This window comes from Pseudomonas sp. KH_046_2 (genome assembly GCF_057838985.1).
Map to the genome: position 1 here is coordinate 5,726,531 of NZ_CM174480.1, position 15,950 is coordinate 5,742,480.

General features: G+C 59.9%; 16 protein-coding genes and 1 pseudogene. 12 read left to right on the forward strand and 5 right to left on the reverse strand.

The genetic code is table 11. The annotated features are described in order from the left end of the window. Positions 1-190 precede the first annotated feature (190 nt). Positions 191-490 (forward strand): DUF3077 domain-containing protein, encoded by a 300-nt coding sequence (locus tag AC3IX1_RS26125; RefSeq protein ID WP_489386306.1) that lies wholly within the window; start codon positions 191-193, stop codon positions 488-490. 7 nt (positions 491-497) lie between these two features. Here AC3IX1_RS26125 and AC3IX1_RS26130 read toward each other — a convergent pair whose 3' ends face one another. Continuing rightward, positions 498-1,175, reverse strand: a complete 678-nt coding sequence (locus AC3IX1_RS26130) for a peptidase M41 (protein ID WP_489386307.1) — start codon at positions 1,173-1,175, stop codon at positions 498-500. Between the two features lie 128 nt (positions 1,176-1,303). Between AC3IX1_RS26130 and AC3IX1_RS26135 the strand changes: the two genes are divergently transcribed. From AC3IX1_RS26135 to AC3IX1_RS26180, 10 genes are all read left to right on the forward strand, one after another. Beyond that, entirely contained in the window at positions 1,304-1,765 is a 462-nt protein-coding gene (locus AC3IX1_RS26135) for an Lrp/AsnC family transcriptional regulator (protein ID WP_007980298.1), read from the forward strand. A gap of 231 nt (positions 1,766-1,996) precedes the next feature. Further along, positions 1,997-3,679 carry a flavin monoamine oxidase family protein gene (locus AC3IX1_RS26140; RefSeq protein WP_489386308.1) on the forward strand — a complete coding sequence of 561 codons (1,683 nt, stop codon included), beginning with the start codon at positions 1,997-1,999 and terminating at the stop codon, positions 3,677-3,679. A 12-nt stretch (positions 3,680-3,691) separates the two neighbouring features. Next, the gene (locus AC3IX1_RS26145; protein WP_489386309.1) at positions 3,692-4,486 is read left to right on the forward strand and encodes a carbon-nitrogen hydrolase family protein; all 795 of its coding nucleotides are present in this window, start codon (positions 3,692-3,694) and stop codon (positions 4,484-4,486) included. A 48-nt stretch (positions 4,487-4,534) separates the two neighbouring features. Then, entirely contained in the window at positions 4,535-6,949 is a 2,415-nt protein-coding gene (gene pqqF, locus AC3IX1_RS26150) for a pyrroloquinoline quinone biosynthesis protein PqqF (protein ID WP_489386310.1), read from the forward strand. 172 nt (positions 6,950-7,121) lie between these two features. Continuing rightward, positions 7,122-7,196, forward strand: a complete 75-nt coding sequence (gene pqqA, locus AC3IX1_RS26155) for a pyrroloquinoline quinone precursor peptide PqqA (RefSeq protein ID WP_003444522.1) — start codon at positions 7,122-7,124, stop codon at positions 7,194-7,196. A 78-nt stretch (positions 7,197-7,274) separates the two neighbouring features. Further along, positions 7,275-8,186, forward strand: coding sequence for a pyrroloquinoline quinone biosynthesis protein PqqB (pqqB, locus tag AC3IX1_RS26160; RefSeq protein WP_489386311.1), 912 nt, complete (start codon positions 7,275-7,277; stop codon positions 8,184-8,186). A gap of 151 nt (positions 8,187-8,337) precedes the next feature. After that, positions 8,338-9,090: a pyrroloquinoline-quinone synthase PqqC gene (pqqC, locus tag AC3IX1_RS26165; RefSeq protein ID WP_007993179.1), complete on the forward strand. Its 753-nt coding sequence runs from the start codon at positions 8,338-8,340 to the stop codon at positions 9,088-9,090. Continuing rightward, positions 9,087-9,362: a pyrroloquinoline quinone biosynthesis peptide chaperone PqqD gene (gene pqqD, locus AC3IX1_RS26170; protein ID WP_489386312.1), complete on the forward strand. Its 276-nt coding sequence runs from the start codon at positions 9,087-9,089 to the stop codon at positions 9,360-9,362. The genes pqqC and pqqD overlap by 4 nt, the downstream gene beginning before the upstream one ends. Further along, positions 9,334-10,506 (forward strand): pyrroloquinoline quinone biosynthesis protein PqqE, encoded by a 1,173-nt coding sequence (pqqE, locus tag AC3IX1_RS26175; RefSeq protein ID WP_489386313.1) that lies wholly within the window; start codon positions 9,334-9,336, stop codon positions 10,504-10,506. The genes pqqD and pqqE overlap by 29 nt, the downstream gene beginning before the upstream one ends. Then, positions 10,472-12,289, forward strand: a complete 1,818-nt coding sequence (locus tag AC3IX1_RS26180) for a S9 family peptidase (protein ID WP_489386314.1) — start codon at positions 10,472-10,474, stop codon at positions 12,287-12,289. The genes pqqE and AC3IX1_RS26180 overlap by 35 nt, the downstream gene beginning before the upstream one ends. Before the next feature lie 91 nt (positions 12,290-12,380). Here AC3IX1_RS26180 and AC3IX1_RS26185 read toward each other — a convergent pair whose 3' ends face one another. The 3 genes from AC3IX1_RS26185 to AC3IX1_RS26195 all read right to left on the reverse strand — a co-directional run bounded on the left by AC3IX1_RS26185 (position 12,381) and on the right by AC3IX1_RS26195 (position 13,292). Next, positions 12,381-12,539 (reverse strand): YqaE/Pmp3 family membrane protein, encoded by a 159-nt coding sequence (locus AC3IX1_RS26185; protein WP_003228885.1) that lies wholly within the window; start codon positions 12,537-12,539, stop codon positions 12,381-12,383. Between the two features lie 83 nt (positions 12,540-12,622). Next, the gene (locus AC3IX1_RS26190; RefSeq protein WP_489386315.1) at positions 12,623-12,943 is read right to left on the reverse strand and encodes a helix-turn-helix domain-containing protein; all 321 of its coding nucleotides are present in this window, start codon (positions 12,941-12,943) and stop codon (positions 12,623-12,625) included. Next, positions 12,936-13,292, reverse strand: a complete 357-nt coding sequence (locus AC3IX1_RS26195) for a type II toxin-antitoxin system RelE/ParE family toxin (RefSeq protein ID WP_489388791.1) — start codon at positions 13,290-13,292, stop codon at positions 12,936-12,938. The genes AC3IX1_RS26190 and AC3IX1_RS26195 overlap by 8 nt, the downstream gene beginning before the upstream one ends. Before the next feature lie 368 nt (positions 13,293-13,660). On the opposite strand from AC3IX1_RS26195, the pseudogene AC3IX1_RS26200 reads away from it, so the two are divergent. After that, positions 13,661-13,825: pseudogene (locus AC3IX1_RS26200) on the forward strand (LysR family transcriptional regulator); the annotation flags it as partial. 227 nt (positions 13,826-14,052) lie between these two features. Here AC3IX1_RS26200 and AC3IX1_RS26205 read toward each other — a convergent pair. Continuing rightward, a complete protein-coding gene (locus AC3IX1_RS26205) occupies positions 14,053-15,831 on the reverse strand; it encodes an acyl-CoA dehydrogenase C-terminal domain-containing protein (RefSeq protein ID WP_489386316.1) in 1,779 nt (592 codons plus the stop codon). Positions 15,832-15,950 lie beyond the last annotated feature (119 nt).

The following is a 15,950-nucleotide window of genomic DNA, read 5'->3' on the forward strand; positions in this document are numbered from 1 at the left end:
ACCCTGCCGCATGCCTTTATGCGGTGGGGCTTGATGACCGTTCAACCGGAACACTGCTGCTAAGCTTATTCACAATTGCTGGGACAAAAAACAGCAATCCGCCCTGGGTCAATTTTCAATCGGCAGGGTGGGTCAGTTTTCAATCAGCGCCAACAGAATGTGACAGATCCTTGAAATTAGGAGTTTGAACATGAGCACATCCACACCTTCCGAACTAAAAACCGTCGGTTTCACCCCTTTCCTGTATCTCTCGGATCAACCACTGTTCCACGTCTGCCGCGACGTCCCAATCGCCGACGCCCTGACCCAAGTCTCCGACCTGCTATTCCTCGCCAAATCCCTGACCGTCGATGCCGCCTACGCCCAAGACTCTGACCGCCACGCCTGGGCCGCGCATTACCTGACGACGATGAGCAAAGCGGTGATTGATGATGTGGTGAAGGTGCTGACGCGAAGGCCTATTCAGGCGGCGACGAACGCCAAAGACTAGCGGCGGCTCAACTCTCGAAAACATGCCTCGATTTTTCGGGGCTTCCAATGCTTATAGACGGAATAGCCTGCACCGCCCGCAGTCGTTCCAGCATCTGCCCCGTCAATACGACCTCATACGTATCCGCCGCTCGCCCCCATTGCTCCACAAGAGCCATCCCATCCACCAGCGTCGCAGCCAGCTTGGCAATCGTCTCGGCCTGATCCTCGATGATTTTTTGCGTCCGAATCCAAACCCGATCAGTCATCGCTTTAAGCTCCGCCGTTATCTGCTCAGACGACGCTGGATCGGTATCCGGGCAGGCAATATTGCGCAGCAGATGCTGAAGCTCCCTGATTTTTGCGTAATCCTGTTCCGCACCCTGCTCGCCTTTGAGGATGGCAGTGGCCTTGGGCTTGTCGACGCGTTTGGCGGCTGAAGGTTTTGAAGGCAGTGTCTGCGCCATTGCGCCAGCCAGGAGCACCATCATCCGGGCTTCCAGATGTTCCTTCATGGCATCCATCGACGAAATTGGGCACACCAGGGTAATGGAGGCCCCTCCCTGGTGCCGCAAATCCTTGGTCACTGTCAGGGTCACGCCGCCCGTTTCAAACCCCAGGGCGCGGGCCACCACATAGTGCCCCATTTCGTGATGGGCGATCTGCAAGGCACGATCCCGTACAGCAGCAGGTAGCTTCGTTGTCATGTCCTTCGCCTCGCACCCTCGACTGCACCAATCTTAGTCGATTGCCCACTCTCTTTCGGCCACAAGCGTCGCGTTGCACGAGCCTGTAACATGCTGGACCATTGATTCACGCCTCTGGAGCCACGCCGTTGCCCGACACTCGCCCCCCTGTTCTCGATGAAATCGACCGCCAATTGATTGCCGCCCTGCAGATCAACGCCCGCGAGAGCGTGGCCATGCTTGCCCGGCAACTGGGCATCGCCCGTACTACCGTCACCTCGCGCCTGGCGCGGCTGGAAAAGGCCAAGGTGATCACCGGTTACGGCGTGCGCCTCGGCCAGCGCGTGGTGGATGGCGGGTTGCAGGCGTATGTGGGGATCACCGTGCAACCGCGTTCTGGCAAGGAGGTATTGCGGCGCCTGAGCGCAATGGCCCAGGTGCAGCAGTTGTGTGCGGTGAGTGGCGAATTTGATTATGTGGCGTGGTTGCGCACCGATTCGCCTGAGCAGCTGGATCAGTTGCTGGATCAGATTGGCAGTGTGGATGGGGTGGAGAAGACCACGACCTCGATCATCTTGAGTAGCAAGATTGATCGGGGGCAGCCGGTTTGACACTCCAATTCAGGTTTCATGGGTGTCTGAACTGACGCCATCGCGAGCAGGCTCGCTCCTACAGGGGATCTAATTGTCATTTTGATTCAACACCACGTCATATTGACCAACAAAATGGCAAAACGACGACACTTTGCGTCTTATTAACGTGTTCCGTGCTCTCTAGAATGGCTGGCATCTTTTCCTATACTCAGATGCGCATTCCGCGTCGGGTCGCCAGCAAGGTCAGCCATGAACAAGAACAATCGCCATCCTGCAGACGGTAAGAAACCAGTCACCATTTTCGGCCCGGACTTTCCTTTCGCCTTCGACGACTGGATCGAACACCCGGCCGGGCTGGGCAGCATTCCCGAGCATAATCACGGTGCCGAAGTGGCGATCGTCGGCGGCGGGATCGCCGGCCTGGTGGCGGCGTATGAGCTGATGAAGCTGGGCCTGAAACCGGTCGTCTACGAAGCCTCGAAAATGGGTGGCCGCCTGCGTTCCCAGGCGTTCAATGGCGCCGAAGGCATCGTTGCCGAACTGGGCGGGATGCGATTTCCGGTGTCGTCCACCGCGTTCTATCACTACGTCGACAAACTGGGTCTGGAAACCAAACCTTTCCCTAACCCGCTGACACCCGCGTCGGGCAGTACGGTGATCGACCTCGAAGGCCAGACCCATTACGCTCAGAAGCTGTCGGACCTTCCTGCACTGTTCCAGGAAGTGGCTGACGCCTGGGCCGATGCCCTGGAAGCCGGTTCGCAGTTCGCCGATATCCAGCAAGCCATTCGCGACCGCGATGTGCCGCGCCTCAAAGAGCTGTGGAACACCCTGGTGCCGCTGTGGGACGACCGCACTTTCTACGATTTCGTCGCCACCTCCAAGGCGTTCGCCAAGCTCTCGTTCCATCACCGCGAAGTGTTCGGCCAGGTCGGTTTCGGCACCGGCGGCTGGGATTCGGACTTCCCGAACTCGATGCTGGAAATCTTCCGCGTGGTGATGACCAACTGCGATGATCACCAGCACCTGGTGGTCGGCGGCGTGGAACAGGTGCCCCAGGGCATCTGGCGCCATGTGCCGGAGCGTTGCGCGCATTGGCCGGCCGGCACCAGCCTCAGTTCCCTGCACAACGGCGCGCCGCGCACCGGCGTGAAGAAGATTGCCCACGCGCCGGGCGGCCGTTTCGCCGTCACCGACAACTGGGGCGACACCCGCGAATACGCGGCCGTGCTGACCACCTGCCAGAGTTGGCTGCTGACCACCCAGATCGAATGCGACGAAACCTTGTTCTCGCAAAAGATGTGGATGGCTTTGGACCGAACCCGCTATATGCAGTCGTCGAAGACTTTCGTGATGGTCGACCGCCCGTTCTGGAAGGACAAGGATCCGGAAACCGGCCGCGACCTGATGAGCATGACCCTCACCGACCGCCTGACCCGTGGTACCTATCTGTTCGACAACGGCGACGATAAACCGGGGGTGATTTGCCTGTCGTACTCGTGGATGAGCGACGCGCTGAAAATGCTGCCGCAGCCGGTGGAAAAACGCGTGAAGCTGGCATTGGATGCGTTGAAGAAGATCTATCCGAAAGTCGACATCGCCGCGCGGATCATCGGCGATCCGATCACCGTTTCGTGGGAAGCCGACCCGCATTTCCTCGGCGCGTTCAAAGGCGCCCTGCCCGGCCACTACCGCTACAACCAGCGCATGTACGCGCACTTCATGCAGGACGACATGCCAGCCGAGCAACGCGGGATCTTCATCGCCGGTGACGACGTTTCGTGGACGCCGGCCTGGGTTGAGGGCGCGGTACAGACCTCGCTCAACGCGGTGTGGGGCATCATGAAACACTTCGGCGGTGCAACTCACGCCGAGAATCCGGGTCCAGGAGATGTATTCAACGAGATCGGACCGATCGCCCTGCCCGAGTAAGAGGAATCCGAAATGCGCGTAGCCCTTTACCAATGTCCGCCGCTGCCCCTGGATGTCGCCGGCAACCTGCAACGCCTGCATCAGTTGGCGCTGGAAGCCAAAGGCGCCGACCTGCTGGTGCTACCGGAGATGTTCCTGACCGGCTACAACATCGGCGTCGATGCCGTCAGTGTGTTGGCGGAGGTGTACAACGGTGAATCGGCGCAGCAGATTGCGCGCATTGCCAAGGCTGCCGGGATCGCCATCTTGTATGGCTATCCCGAGCGCACCGAGGACGGGCAGATCTACAACGCCGTGCAGTTGATCGACGCTAACGGCGAGCGCATCTGCAACTATCGCAAGACCCATCTGTTCGGCGATCTGGATCACTCGATGTTCAGCGCAGGTTCCGACGAGTTTCCCATCGTTGAGCTCAACGGCTGGAAGCTCGGTTTCCTGATCTGCTACGACCTGGAGTTCCCGGAAAACGCCCGACGCCTGGCCCTGGCCGGTGCCGAGCTGATCCTGGTGCCGACCGCGAACATGATTCCGTTCGATTTCGTCGCCGATGTCACCGTGCGCTCCCGCGCCTTCGAAAACCAATGCTATGTGGCCTACGCCAACTACTGCGGCCATGAAGGCGACATCCACTACTGCGGCCAGAGCAGCATCGCCGCACCGGATGGCAGCCGCATCGCTCAGGCAGGCCTTGATGAAGCACTGATCGTCGGTGAGCTGGATCGTCAGTTGATGGTCGACTCCCGCGCCGCCAATCGCTACCTGATCGATCGTCGCCCCGAGCTTTACGGCGACCTGAACAAGCGCTAGTCCACTGTAATCCGCTAGCATTGGCACTTCACTGTTCTGGAAGTGCCCATGCCCGCGCTGAATCACCCTCGCCCCCCTACTGAAACCTTGGCCAATGGTCTGCGGGTGACGCTGCGTCATGCCCCTGATTTGAAGCGCTGCGCAGCAGCGTTGCGAGTAGCCGCGGGTAGCCATGATGTGCCGCTGGCGTGGCCTGGCCTTGCGCATTTTCTTGAGCATCTGCTGTTTCTGGGGACTGAGCGTTTTCCCGCAGGGCAAGGGTTGATGGCCTACGTCCAGAGTCATGGCGGCCAGGTAAACGCGCGGACCAGCGAACGCACCACGGACTATTTTTTCGAACTGCCACCCCAGGCGTTTGCCGGTGGGCTGGAGCGTCTGTCAAACATGCTCGCCCATCCGCGTATGAATCCGGACGACCAGCAGCGGGAACGGGAAGTGTTGCAGGCGGAATTTGTCGCCTGGTCGCAGGATGCCGAGGCGCAGCAGCAGTTTGCGCTGTTCAATGGCCTGACCGAGGCTCATCCGCTACGGGGTTTTCATGCCGGCAATCGCGACAGTCTGCCGCTACAACAACCGGAGTTTCAGCAGGCGCTGCAGGGTTTTTATCAGCGCTATTACCAGACCGGGCAAATGACCCTGAGCCTGGCCGGGCCGCAGAGCCTCGATGAATTGAAGGCGATGGCAGAAGCCTTTGGCAGCGTCATTGCCAAAGGCGAACCAGTCACGCAACAAGCACCTACACCGCTGATGGATGCCCCGGATAAAAGTTATCAACAGGCTGACGAACGACGTCTGGACCTGCTGCTTGCCCTCGAAACACTGCCTGACAACTCTGCCGAAGCGTTGGCATTCCTGTGCTACTGGCTGAACCTGGCAAAACCCGGCGGCTTGTTGGCAGACCTGCGTGAGCGCGGGCTGGCTGATCACCTGAAAGCCCAGCCGCTGTACCAGTTCGCCGGGCAAGCCTTGCTGCATATCGAATTCACCCTGCCCTCTGCCGGCTCGGCAACAGGCATCCGCGAACGCCTGCTGGACTGGCTCGGTTTCTTTGCCGAGCAAGACTGGGACCGATTGCGCGAAGAGTACGCCACCCTGCTCCAGCGCCAGCAGCAAGTCAGCAGTGCCTTGCAACTGGCCCGACTGGACAGCGAACAACGCGAAGCCGGGTTATCCGAGCCGGGGGTTATAGCCCTCAAGCAAATCCTCCAACAAATCGGCGCTGTGGATAACTTCAGCGGCCCATGGCAATTGCCGACGCCCAACCCGTTCTTGCGCTCCGAGGCAGCGGCAGCCAACGCCGGATTGATTCGCGGCCAGACCAGCGCCCACCGTGGCCTGCGCACCTTTGCCCAGGATCGTTCACGCAGCCGTCGTGAGCGATCACCGATGCAATTCAGCCAGGCATTCCCGGACAATGGTGTTGAAGGCGCGATTTATCTGCGCTGGCGTCTTGACTCGACTCCCGGCAGCCACCTTCAATCACGGCTGGAAAACCACCTGCAATCGTTACGCGAAGACGCGCGTCAGGCCGGTGTGGATTTTTCCTTCAGTGCGTCGGGCAACGAATGGCTGCTCAAACTGAACGGGCTACAGGAGCCGATGCCCAACGTCCTGGAGCATGTGCTGAAAGAACTGACAAAACCTGATGCCGCTGTCTTACAAGCCGAATCGACCAGCGTTGCGTTGATACCGATTCGACAACTGCTCAAGGCATTGCCCGATCACTGCCTCGGGCACACCGCGAACTCGGACGACGTGCAGCAACTCTGGTCGAGTGCGCGATGGGATGGGCTGGCCATCGGGTTATCGCCTCAGACTCAAGCGGCCATGGGCCCGGCCTTGAGCCGCATACCCGGCACGCCGGACAATCAACTGACGCCGCCCTCTTCGATCCTTGCACAGCATCTGTGGAGCACTGTCGATACCGCCTCCAGCGAGCACGCGTTGCTGCTGTTCTGTCCGACAGCCACCCAGGAAATGGCCGACGAAGCCGCGTGGCGTTTGCTCGCGCATGTCTGTCAGACACCGTTCTACCAGCGCCTGCGGGTGGAGCTGCAACTCGGCTATGCGGTGTTCAGCGCCCTGCGCCAGATTCACGGGCAAACCGGGCTGCTATTCGGTGTGCAATCGCCAAGCGTTGCGCCGGTGGAGTTGCTGCAACACATCGAGCAATTCCTGAATCGATTGCCGGAACTGATAAACGCACTCGACGACACCTCCTTCAAGGCTCAACGCCAGGCCCTGACGGATCAGTTTTGCAGCGCTGCGCTCACCACGGGTCAAGCGGCCGAATTGCTCTGGCAGGGCAAACTGGCCGGCCGTTCGTCGGAATATCTGACGCAATTACCCGAAGCCATCGTGCGCATTGGTCGGACCGCTCTACTGGCTGCGGCCCAACGCCTGAACCAGGCCGAGGGTGGCTGGCTGTGCCTCGCCAACAGCGTTGCCCCAAGCGCGCCATGACAAGCGGTAAAATGATCATTACCTGGGCTGTAAGGAGCTTTCTCAAAGTTTCACGGGCAATTTCTTTGAAATTTTGAGTAACATAGCAACCTAACTATCTGGAACATCTCTGACTTGAGGTGGACTATACCTATAGATAGCGCTGTCCCACCCACTTGAAGGAGTTCAATCCATGGCCTGGACCAAACCTGCCTACACCGACCTGCGTATCGGCTTTGAAGTCACCATGTACTTCGCCAGCCGCTAATCTGCTTTGGCAGACTGCAGCTAACGCCTCGGTTATCCCGAGGCGTTTTATTTTCAGCGTTGAAATGATGGAGCGTCCATGTTTGTCCAGATTCTAGGTTCCGCTGCCGGCGGCGGCTTCCCCCAGTGGAACTGCAACTGCGTGAACTGCGCGGGCTTTCGCAACGGCAGCCTGCGGGCCAAGGCGCGGACGCAATCGTCCATCGCGATTTCCGACGACGGCGTGAACTGGGTGCTGTGCAACACCTCCCCGGACATCCGCGCCCAACTCCAGAGCTTCGCCCCGATGCAACCGGGCCGCGCCCTGCGCGATACCGGGATCGGCGCGATCATCCTGATGGACAGCCAGATCGACCACACCACCGGCCTGCTCATGCTGCGTGAAGGCTGCCCGCATCAGGTCTGGTGCACCGACATGGTCCATGAAGACCTGAGTACCGGTTTCCCGCTGTTCACCATGCTCAACCACTGGAATGGCGGGCTGACCTGGAATCGCATCGAGCTCGACCAGAGCTTCAGCGTATCGGCATGCCCGAACCTGCGCTTCACCCCGCTGCCTTTGCGCAGTGCCGCGCCGCCCTACTCGCCACATCGCTTCGACCCGCATCCAGGCGACAACATCGGCCTGATCGTCGAAGACCTCAACACCGGCGGCAAACTGTTCTACGCACCAGGCCTGGGCAAGGTGGATGCAGAGCTTCTGGAAATCATGGCCGGCAGCGATTGCCTGCTGGTGGATGGAACCTTGTGGGATGACGATGAAATGCAGCGTCGCGGCGTCGGTACCCGCACCGGTCGCGAGATGGGGCACCTGGCGCAGAATGGTCCTGGCGGGATGCTCGAAGTGCTTGAGCAATTGCCCAACCAGCGCAAGGTACTTATCCACATTAACAACACCAACCCGATTCTCGATGAGGATTCGCCCGAGCGTGCGGAGCTGGATCGGCGCCAGGTTGAAGTGGCGTATGACGGAATGAGTATTGTGTTGTAGCTGAGGGCCCCTTCGCGGGCAAGCCCGCTCCCACATTGGATCTGTGGCGCACACAACCCCTGTGGGAGCGGGCTTGTCGGATCGCCGCACCGCCGCGAAAGCGTCCGACCAGACACCCAAGATTTCAACGGTTGTACACCGGAGAACCGCAATGACCGACACCCCAATGTCCCCCGCCGAATTCGAAGCAGCCCTGCGCGCCAAGGGCGCCTATTACCACATCCATCACCCCTATCACGTGGCGATGTACGAAGGCCGGGCCACCCGCGAGCAGATCCAGGGCTGGGTCGCCAACCGTTTCTACTATCAGGTGAACATCCCCCTGAAGGACGCGGCGATCCTCGCCAACTGCCCTGACCGCGAGATCCGCCGCGAATGGATTCAGCGCCTGCTCGACCACGACGGTGCGCCCGGTGAAGACGGCGGCATCGAAGCCTGGCTGCGCCTGGGACAGGCCGTTGGCCTCGACCCGGACCAGTTGCGTTCCCAGGAGCTGGTACTGCCCGGCGTACGCTTCGCCGTGGACGCCTACGTCAACTTCGCCCGCCGCGCCAGCTGGCAGGAAGCCGCGAGCAGCTCGCTGACCGAACTGTTCGCCCCGCAGATCCACCAATCGCGCCTGGACAGCTGGCCGCAGCATTACCCGTGGATCGACCCGGCCGGCTACGAGTACTTCCGCACGCGCCTGGGCCAGGCACGGCGTGATGTCGAGCATGGCCTGGCGATCACGTTGCAGCACTACACCACCCGGGAAGGCCAGGAGCGCATGCTGGAAATTCTCCAGTTCAAACTGGACATTCTTTGGAGCATGCTCGATGCCATGAGCATGGCCTACGAACTGAAACGCCCGCCGTATCACAGCGTGACCGGGGAACGGGTCTGGCACAAAGGAATCACCTTATGAGTTTCGATCGCAGCAAGACCCCGACCTGGCGTCCTGGCTACCGTTTCCAGTACGAACCGGCGCAAAAAGGCCATGTGCTGCTGTACCCGGAAGGCATGATCAAGCTCAACGAAAGTGCCGCGCTGATCGGCGGTTTGATTGATGGTGAACGGGATGTCGCAGCGATCATCGCCGAGCTCGACCGACAGTTCCCCGGCGTGCCCGAGCTCGGTGACGACATCGAGCAATTCATGGAGGTTGCCCGTGCGCAGCACTGGATCACCCTTGCCTGACTCGTCGGTGCAAGTGCCGCCCAAACCTGAAGTCGGCCTGCCGCTGTGGCTGCTCGCCGAACTGACCTATCGCTGCCCGCTGCAATGCCCGTACTGCTCCAATCCGCTGGATTTCGCCGAGCAAGGCAAAGAGCTGAGCACCGAACAGTGGATCAAGGTGTTTCGTGAAGCACGGGAAATGGGCGCGGCGCAACTGGGCTTTTCCGGTGGCGAACCGCTGGTGCGTCAGGACCTCGCCGAGCTGATTGCCGAAGCCCGAAAACTGGGTTTCTACACCAACCTGATCACCTCCGGCATCGGCCTCACCGAGCAGAAAATCAGCGACTTCAAGAAGGCCGGGCTCGATCACATCCAGATCAGTTTCCAGGCCAGCGACGAGCAGGTGAACAATCTGCTGGCCGGTTCGAAAAAGGCCTTTGCGCAGAAGCTGGAAATGGCCCGGGCGGTGAAGGCCCACGGTTATCCGATGGTGCTGAACTTCGTTACCCATCGGCACAATATCGACCAGATCGACCGTATCATCGAGCTATGCATCGCCCTGGAAGCGGACTTCGTCGAGCTCGCCACGTGCCAGTTCTACGGCTGGGCGCAACTCAATCGCGTTGGGCTATTGCCGACCAAAGAACAACTGGTGCGCGCCGAACGCATCACCAACGAATACCGCGCCAAGCTGGAAGCCGAAGAGCATCCGTGCAAGCTGATTTTCGTCACTCCGGACTATTACGAGGAGCGCCCGAAAGCCTGCATGAACGGCTGGGGCAGTATTTTTCTGACGGTCACGCCAGACGGAACCGCCCTGCCCTGTCACGGTGCCCGACAGATGCAGGTGCAGTTTCCCAACGTGCGCGACCACAGCATGCAGCACATCTGGTACGACTCGTTTGGCTTCAACCGCTTTCGCGGCTATGACTGGATGGCCGAGCCGTGCCGTTCCTGTGACGAGAAAGAAAAAGACTTCGGTGGCTGCCGCTGCCAGGCATTCATGCTCACCGGCGATGCCAGCAACGCCGATCCGGTGTGCAGCAAGTCGCCACAACACGGCGTGATCCTCAAGGCTCGCGAAGAAGCCGGGCACGCGACCCAGACCATCGACCAACTGGCCTTTCGCAATGAACGAAACTCACGCCTCATCGCCAAAAGCTGAACCTTTCAGCGCTGCCAAAGCCGTGGCCGCCGGCATCGACTTTGCCGAACTGCAGGTCGGCCGGCACGGCCTGTTCTGGAACGAGTACCGCCCCGAAGACGCGGCGTGCCGGATCTGGCATTGGCGCGACGGTGCAGCGAAATGCCTGACGCCACCGGGGTTCAGCGTGCGCAGTCGGGTGTACGAATATGGCGGCGGCGCGTTTTGTCTGACGGACGACGGTATCGTTTTCGTTAACGAGGCCGACCAGCAGTTGTATCGGCAATCACTGCAAGGCGAAGCGCCAGAAAGGCTGACGTTCGGGGCGTGCCGTTTTGGCGATTTACAGTTCGCCAACGGAGAAGTGCTGGCTGTCGAGGAGCATCGCAATCAACACCGACTGGTGGCGATCGATCTGTTGGATGGCGCACGCCACCTACTGGCCGAAGGTGCTGATTTCTACGCAGCGCCGACGCTGAGCCCTGATGCCCGGCGCCTGGCCTGGATCGAATGGAGTCGCCCGGATCAGCCATGGACAGCGACCCGCTTGATGGTTGCCGAACGCCTCGCCAACGGAGGCTTTGCCGAGGCTCGCTGTGTGGCGGGCGACGGCGTTCAAGAGTCTGTGCAGCAACCGCGGTTTGATGCCGACGGCCGCTTGTATTGCCTGACGGATCGCGCAGGTTACTGGCAGCCATGGAAAGAATCTGAAAAAGGCTTGAGCCCATTGCCAAGTGCCAGTGCCGACCATGGTCCCGCGCCCTGGCAACTCGGCGGCAGCACCTGGTTGCCGCTGAGCGACGACAGTTATCTGGCCAGTTGGACCGAAGGCGGATTTGGCCGATTGGGCATAGGCGGCGATTCCAACGTCGACTTCACCGGCGACTACAGCCGCTTCCGCCACCTCGCCGTGGATGAGCAGTTCATCTATTGCATCGCGGCGTCGCCCGTCAGCTCAACCGCCGTCATCGCCATTGACCGCCAGAGCCGGCAAGTGCAAGTGCTGGCCGGGGGCAACGCGCCGCTTGCTCCCGAACAGATCAGCCGCCCGCAAACCTTGCGCTACCCAAGTGGCTCAGGCGAAGCCCACGGTTTCTTCTACCCGGCGATGACTGGCGAGGCGAAACCGCCATTGGTGGTGTTCGTCCATGGCGGCCCGACCTCGGCGTGTTACCCGATGCTCGATCCGCGTATCCAGTACTGGGCACAGCGGGGCTTCGCCGTGGCCGACCTCAACTATCGCGGCAGCAGCGGTTATGGCCGGGCCTATCGCCAGGCACTGCACTTGAGTTGGGGCGACGTGGATGTGCAAGACGCCTGCGCCGTGGTCAGTTACCTCAACAACCGCGGCTTGATCGATGGCGAGAATGCGTTCATTCGCGGCGGCAGTGCCGGCGGCTACACCACCCTTTGCGCCTTGGCCTTTCACAACGTGTTCCGCGCCGGCGCCAGCCTGTATGGGGTCAGCGACCCGGTGGCGCTGGGGCGCGCGACCCACAAATTCGAAAGCGACTATCTGGACTGGCTGATCGGCGATCCGCAACTGGATGCCGAACGCTACGCCGCCCGCACGCCGCTGCTGCATGCCGGCAACATCCGCGTGCCGATGATCTTCTTTCAAGGAGAACTGGATGCCGTTGTCGTCCCACAACAGACTCGCGACATGGTCACGGCGTTGCAAGAAAACGGCATCCTGGTCGAAGCGCATTACTACGCCGATGAACGCCATGGCTTTCGCAAGGCCGGCAATCAGGCCCATGCACTGGAGCAGGAGTGGTTGTTTTATCGGCGAGTGATGGACTGAGTGGACTGAAGCCCGCACAGACTCTGTGGCGTGCACAAATCCTGTGGGAGCGAGCCTGCTCGCGAAGGCGATCTACCTGCCGACGCTCAGCTCAGCGCTTGGCGATGATGTACACCGCATGCACGATCCCCGGAATGTAACCGCACAACGTCAGCAGAATGTTCAGCCAGAACGCCCCGCCGAATCCTACTTGCAGAAACACACCCAGTGGCGGCAACAGGATGGCGATGATGATGCGAATAAAGTCCATGGGACAGCTCCTGATTGGGGTGAATTCGTTCGAGCCCTACAGCTAATCGACCTGTGCCGTTTGTCAGGGTTCAGCCCGATTCCTCAGGCCAGTATATCCAGACCGTGTTTGCGCACGATACTCAGCAACTTCAGCGCCATGCCACTGGGGTGCTTATCCCCTGCTTCCCATTGCTTGACCGTGGAAGCACTGGTGTTCAGGTAGCGCGCAAACACCGGTTGGCTGACATTGTTGCGCTCACGCAATGCCTTGATCTCTTGCGCGGGAATCGCATCCGGCACCCTTGCTAGACAAGACTCATCGAATTCACGCATGGTCGCCTTGCTGATTGCACCGATGGCGTACAAGGCACTGGCAGACTCATGGATCGACTCAAACGCTTCACTTTTGAATTTCTTACTCATCAGGTATCTCCACAAACTCCTTCGTATCCAGCAAGTACTGGACTTGCACCTCTGTCAGCCCACCATAGGCCCTAGCCATTTTCCGAAATCCGATCAGTTCAGCCTGATTGATATTGCTCTGACCCTTCTTCGCATACAGGAACTGATAAATCCAGTAAGCACCGCCCTTGGCCAGGATGATCGAGCGATGGCGGTTGGCATTCAAACGTTTCTTCCAGACCCCGCCGCCCAAATTGTCAGCCTGACCATTGAGCATTTCGGTGAATGCCTCCCGGAGTTCGTCATCACCGATCCAGGCCTTGGCAGCCTGCATAGCGAAGCGCTTTGTCTTGAACAACCTTGGTGACATCGGCATCCCTTCCATAAAACATACCACCCAGTGGTACAGAAATCAAAACCAACGCGACAGCAATACCTTTTCGCTGGCACCGGCACTCCCTGCCGATGCACGCTAGAAAGCCATTGATGTGCTAACCGCTCAAGCCGAAATTGCCTTTGGAAAAAACCGGCCACAAAAAAACGCCCCACGCCAAAAGTGTCGGGCGTAGGGCGTGCGTGTTACCGCGAGACGGTTCTGGAATGTGTGCAGGATGCGTCTGATCAGACGGCAATCCCTTTGCGGCACTGCAATTGCATGGTGCGTACTCGGGAGAAGGCGCGCGCCAGGCGCAGGAGCATTTCATCGATGTTGGCGTTGCTGACATTTAGCGCTGGGGTAAACCCCTGAGCGAACCACGAGTGCCGCTGAAAGTCGGTTTGGTGTGCCGGGATGTGCAACGGCAGCAGGCCTCGCTGGCATTGCTGCGGACATTGCTGGAAGAGGTGATAAACGGCCCGGATGGGCGCTTGAACAGCGCGCAGGCGCTGGATGGGACAAGCTGAAAACTTTTCTTCAGGCAAAAGAAAACCCCGCCGAAGCGGGGCTTTGCAGACTGTTTCCCTGACATCCATTTCACTCCACCGTCCTGGCAGAATCCTACGTGTCCCTGTTGTTGCTTTGCGCTTCCTGCGCTACGTCCATGTGAAGTAGATTAGCCGTGGATCCAATTTGCATCTATGGGAGAAGAGCAGCACGTTGTGTAAGAGAATGCTTACATAACGTTACTTCATCAGAACTGCCCAGCATCCAGCAGGAACAACGATTCGCTACCGGCCTTCACCGACGCGCTCAACGAGTGAATGCGCGGCAGCAGGCGGGCGAAATAGAAGCGCGCCGTGCCCAGTTTGCTGGCGTAGAAATCGTCCTCGGTTTCTTTGCCGAAAGCCGCCTTGGCCATCAGCGCCCACATGTAGGCGTAGGCCGTGTAACCAAACGCTTGCAGATACTCGACCGACGCCGCGCCGATTTCGTTCGGATTGCTCTTCGCACGGTCAAGCAACCACGCGGTCAGCTCATCGAGGGTGGTCACTGCGTCGTTCAGCGGCTTGGTGAACTCGGCGAGGTCCGCGCTGGCGGTCGCTGTGAAGTGGCGAATCTCGTCGGCGAACAGGTTGTAGAACGCCCCGCCGCTGCCCACGATCTTGCGCCCGACCAGATCCAGCGCCTGAATGCCGTTGGTGCCTTCGTAGATCTGGGTGATGCGCACGTCACGCACCAGTTGCTCCTGGCCCCACTCACGGATGTAACCGTGGCCGCCGAAGATCTGTTGGCCGTGTACGGTGGTTTCCAGGCCGAGGTCAGTCAGGAACGCCTTGGCTACCGGGGTCAGCAATGCCACCAGGTCTTCCGCGCGCTTGCGGATCGTGGCGTCTTCGCTGAACTTGGCGGTGTCCAGTTGCATCGCCACGTAGGTGGAGAACGCACGACCACCTTCGTTCGAGGCTTTCATGGTCAGCAACATGCGACGCACGTCCGGGTGGACGATGATCGGGTCAGCCACTTTGTCCTTGTTCTGCGCGCCGGTCGGCGAACGGCTTTGCAGACGGTCGCGGGCATATTCCACGGCGTTCTGGTACGAGCGCTCGCCAGTGGCCAGGCCTTGGATACCGACGCCCAGACGCTCGTAGTTCATCATGGTGAACATCGCCGCCAGGCCTTTGTTCGGCTCGCCGACCAGGTAACCCACGGCTTCATCGAAGTTCATCACGCAGGTCGCGGACGCCTGGATGCCCATCTTGTGCTCGATCGAACCGCAATTGGCCGGGTTGCGCGCACCCAGGCTGCCATCGGCATTGACCATGAATTTCGGCACCAAGAACAGCGAAATGCCTTTCGGCCCCGCTGGCGCATCCGGCAGCTTGGCCAGCACCAGGTGGATGATGTTTTCGGTCAGGTCGTGTTCGCCACCGGTGATGAAGATCTTGGTTCCGCTGACCTTGTAGGAGCCGTCGGCCTGAGGCTCGGCCTTGGTGCGAATGATCCCCAAGTCGGTACCGGCGTGTGGCTCGGTCAGGCACATGGAACCGGCCCAGATGCCCGCGTACATGTTCGGCAAGTACGCGGCTTTCAGCTCTTCGCTGGCGTGGGCGTTGATCGACAGGCAAGCGCCGGCGGTCAGCATCGGGTACAGGCCGAACGACAGGCTGGCGGAGTTGACCATTTCTTCGACCTGGGCCGAAACGGCTTTGGGCATGCCCATGCCGCCGTAGGACGGATCGCCACCGACACCGACCCAGCCGCCTTCAGCGTAGGTCTGATAAGCCTGTGGGAAACCTGCCGGCGTGGTGACAGCACCGTCCGCCCAATGGCAACCTTCTTCGTCAGCGGCACGGCTCAGCGGTGCGATGCTTTTGCTGGTGACTTTGCCGGCTTCTTCCAGGATGGCTTCGACCGTTTCTGCATCCACAGTCTCGGCCAGTGCAGGCAGTTCGGCCCAGAGTTTGGCGACCTCGAAAACTTCATTGAGGACGAAGCGCATATCGCGCAGGGGCGCTTTGTAGTCAGCCATGGCAAACCTCGCAAGATCTATACAGGTGATTCACAGGAAGAGTGTTTTCGTTGGGTCGGAGTGTACCTCAACAACTTTTGCGACACATAGGGTCAACTCATGACCGTTTTGTTATTTTT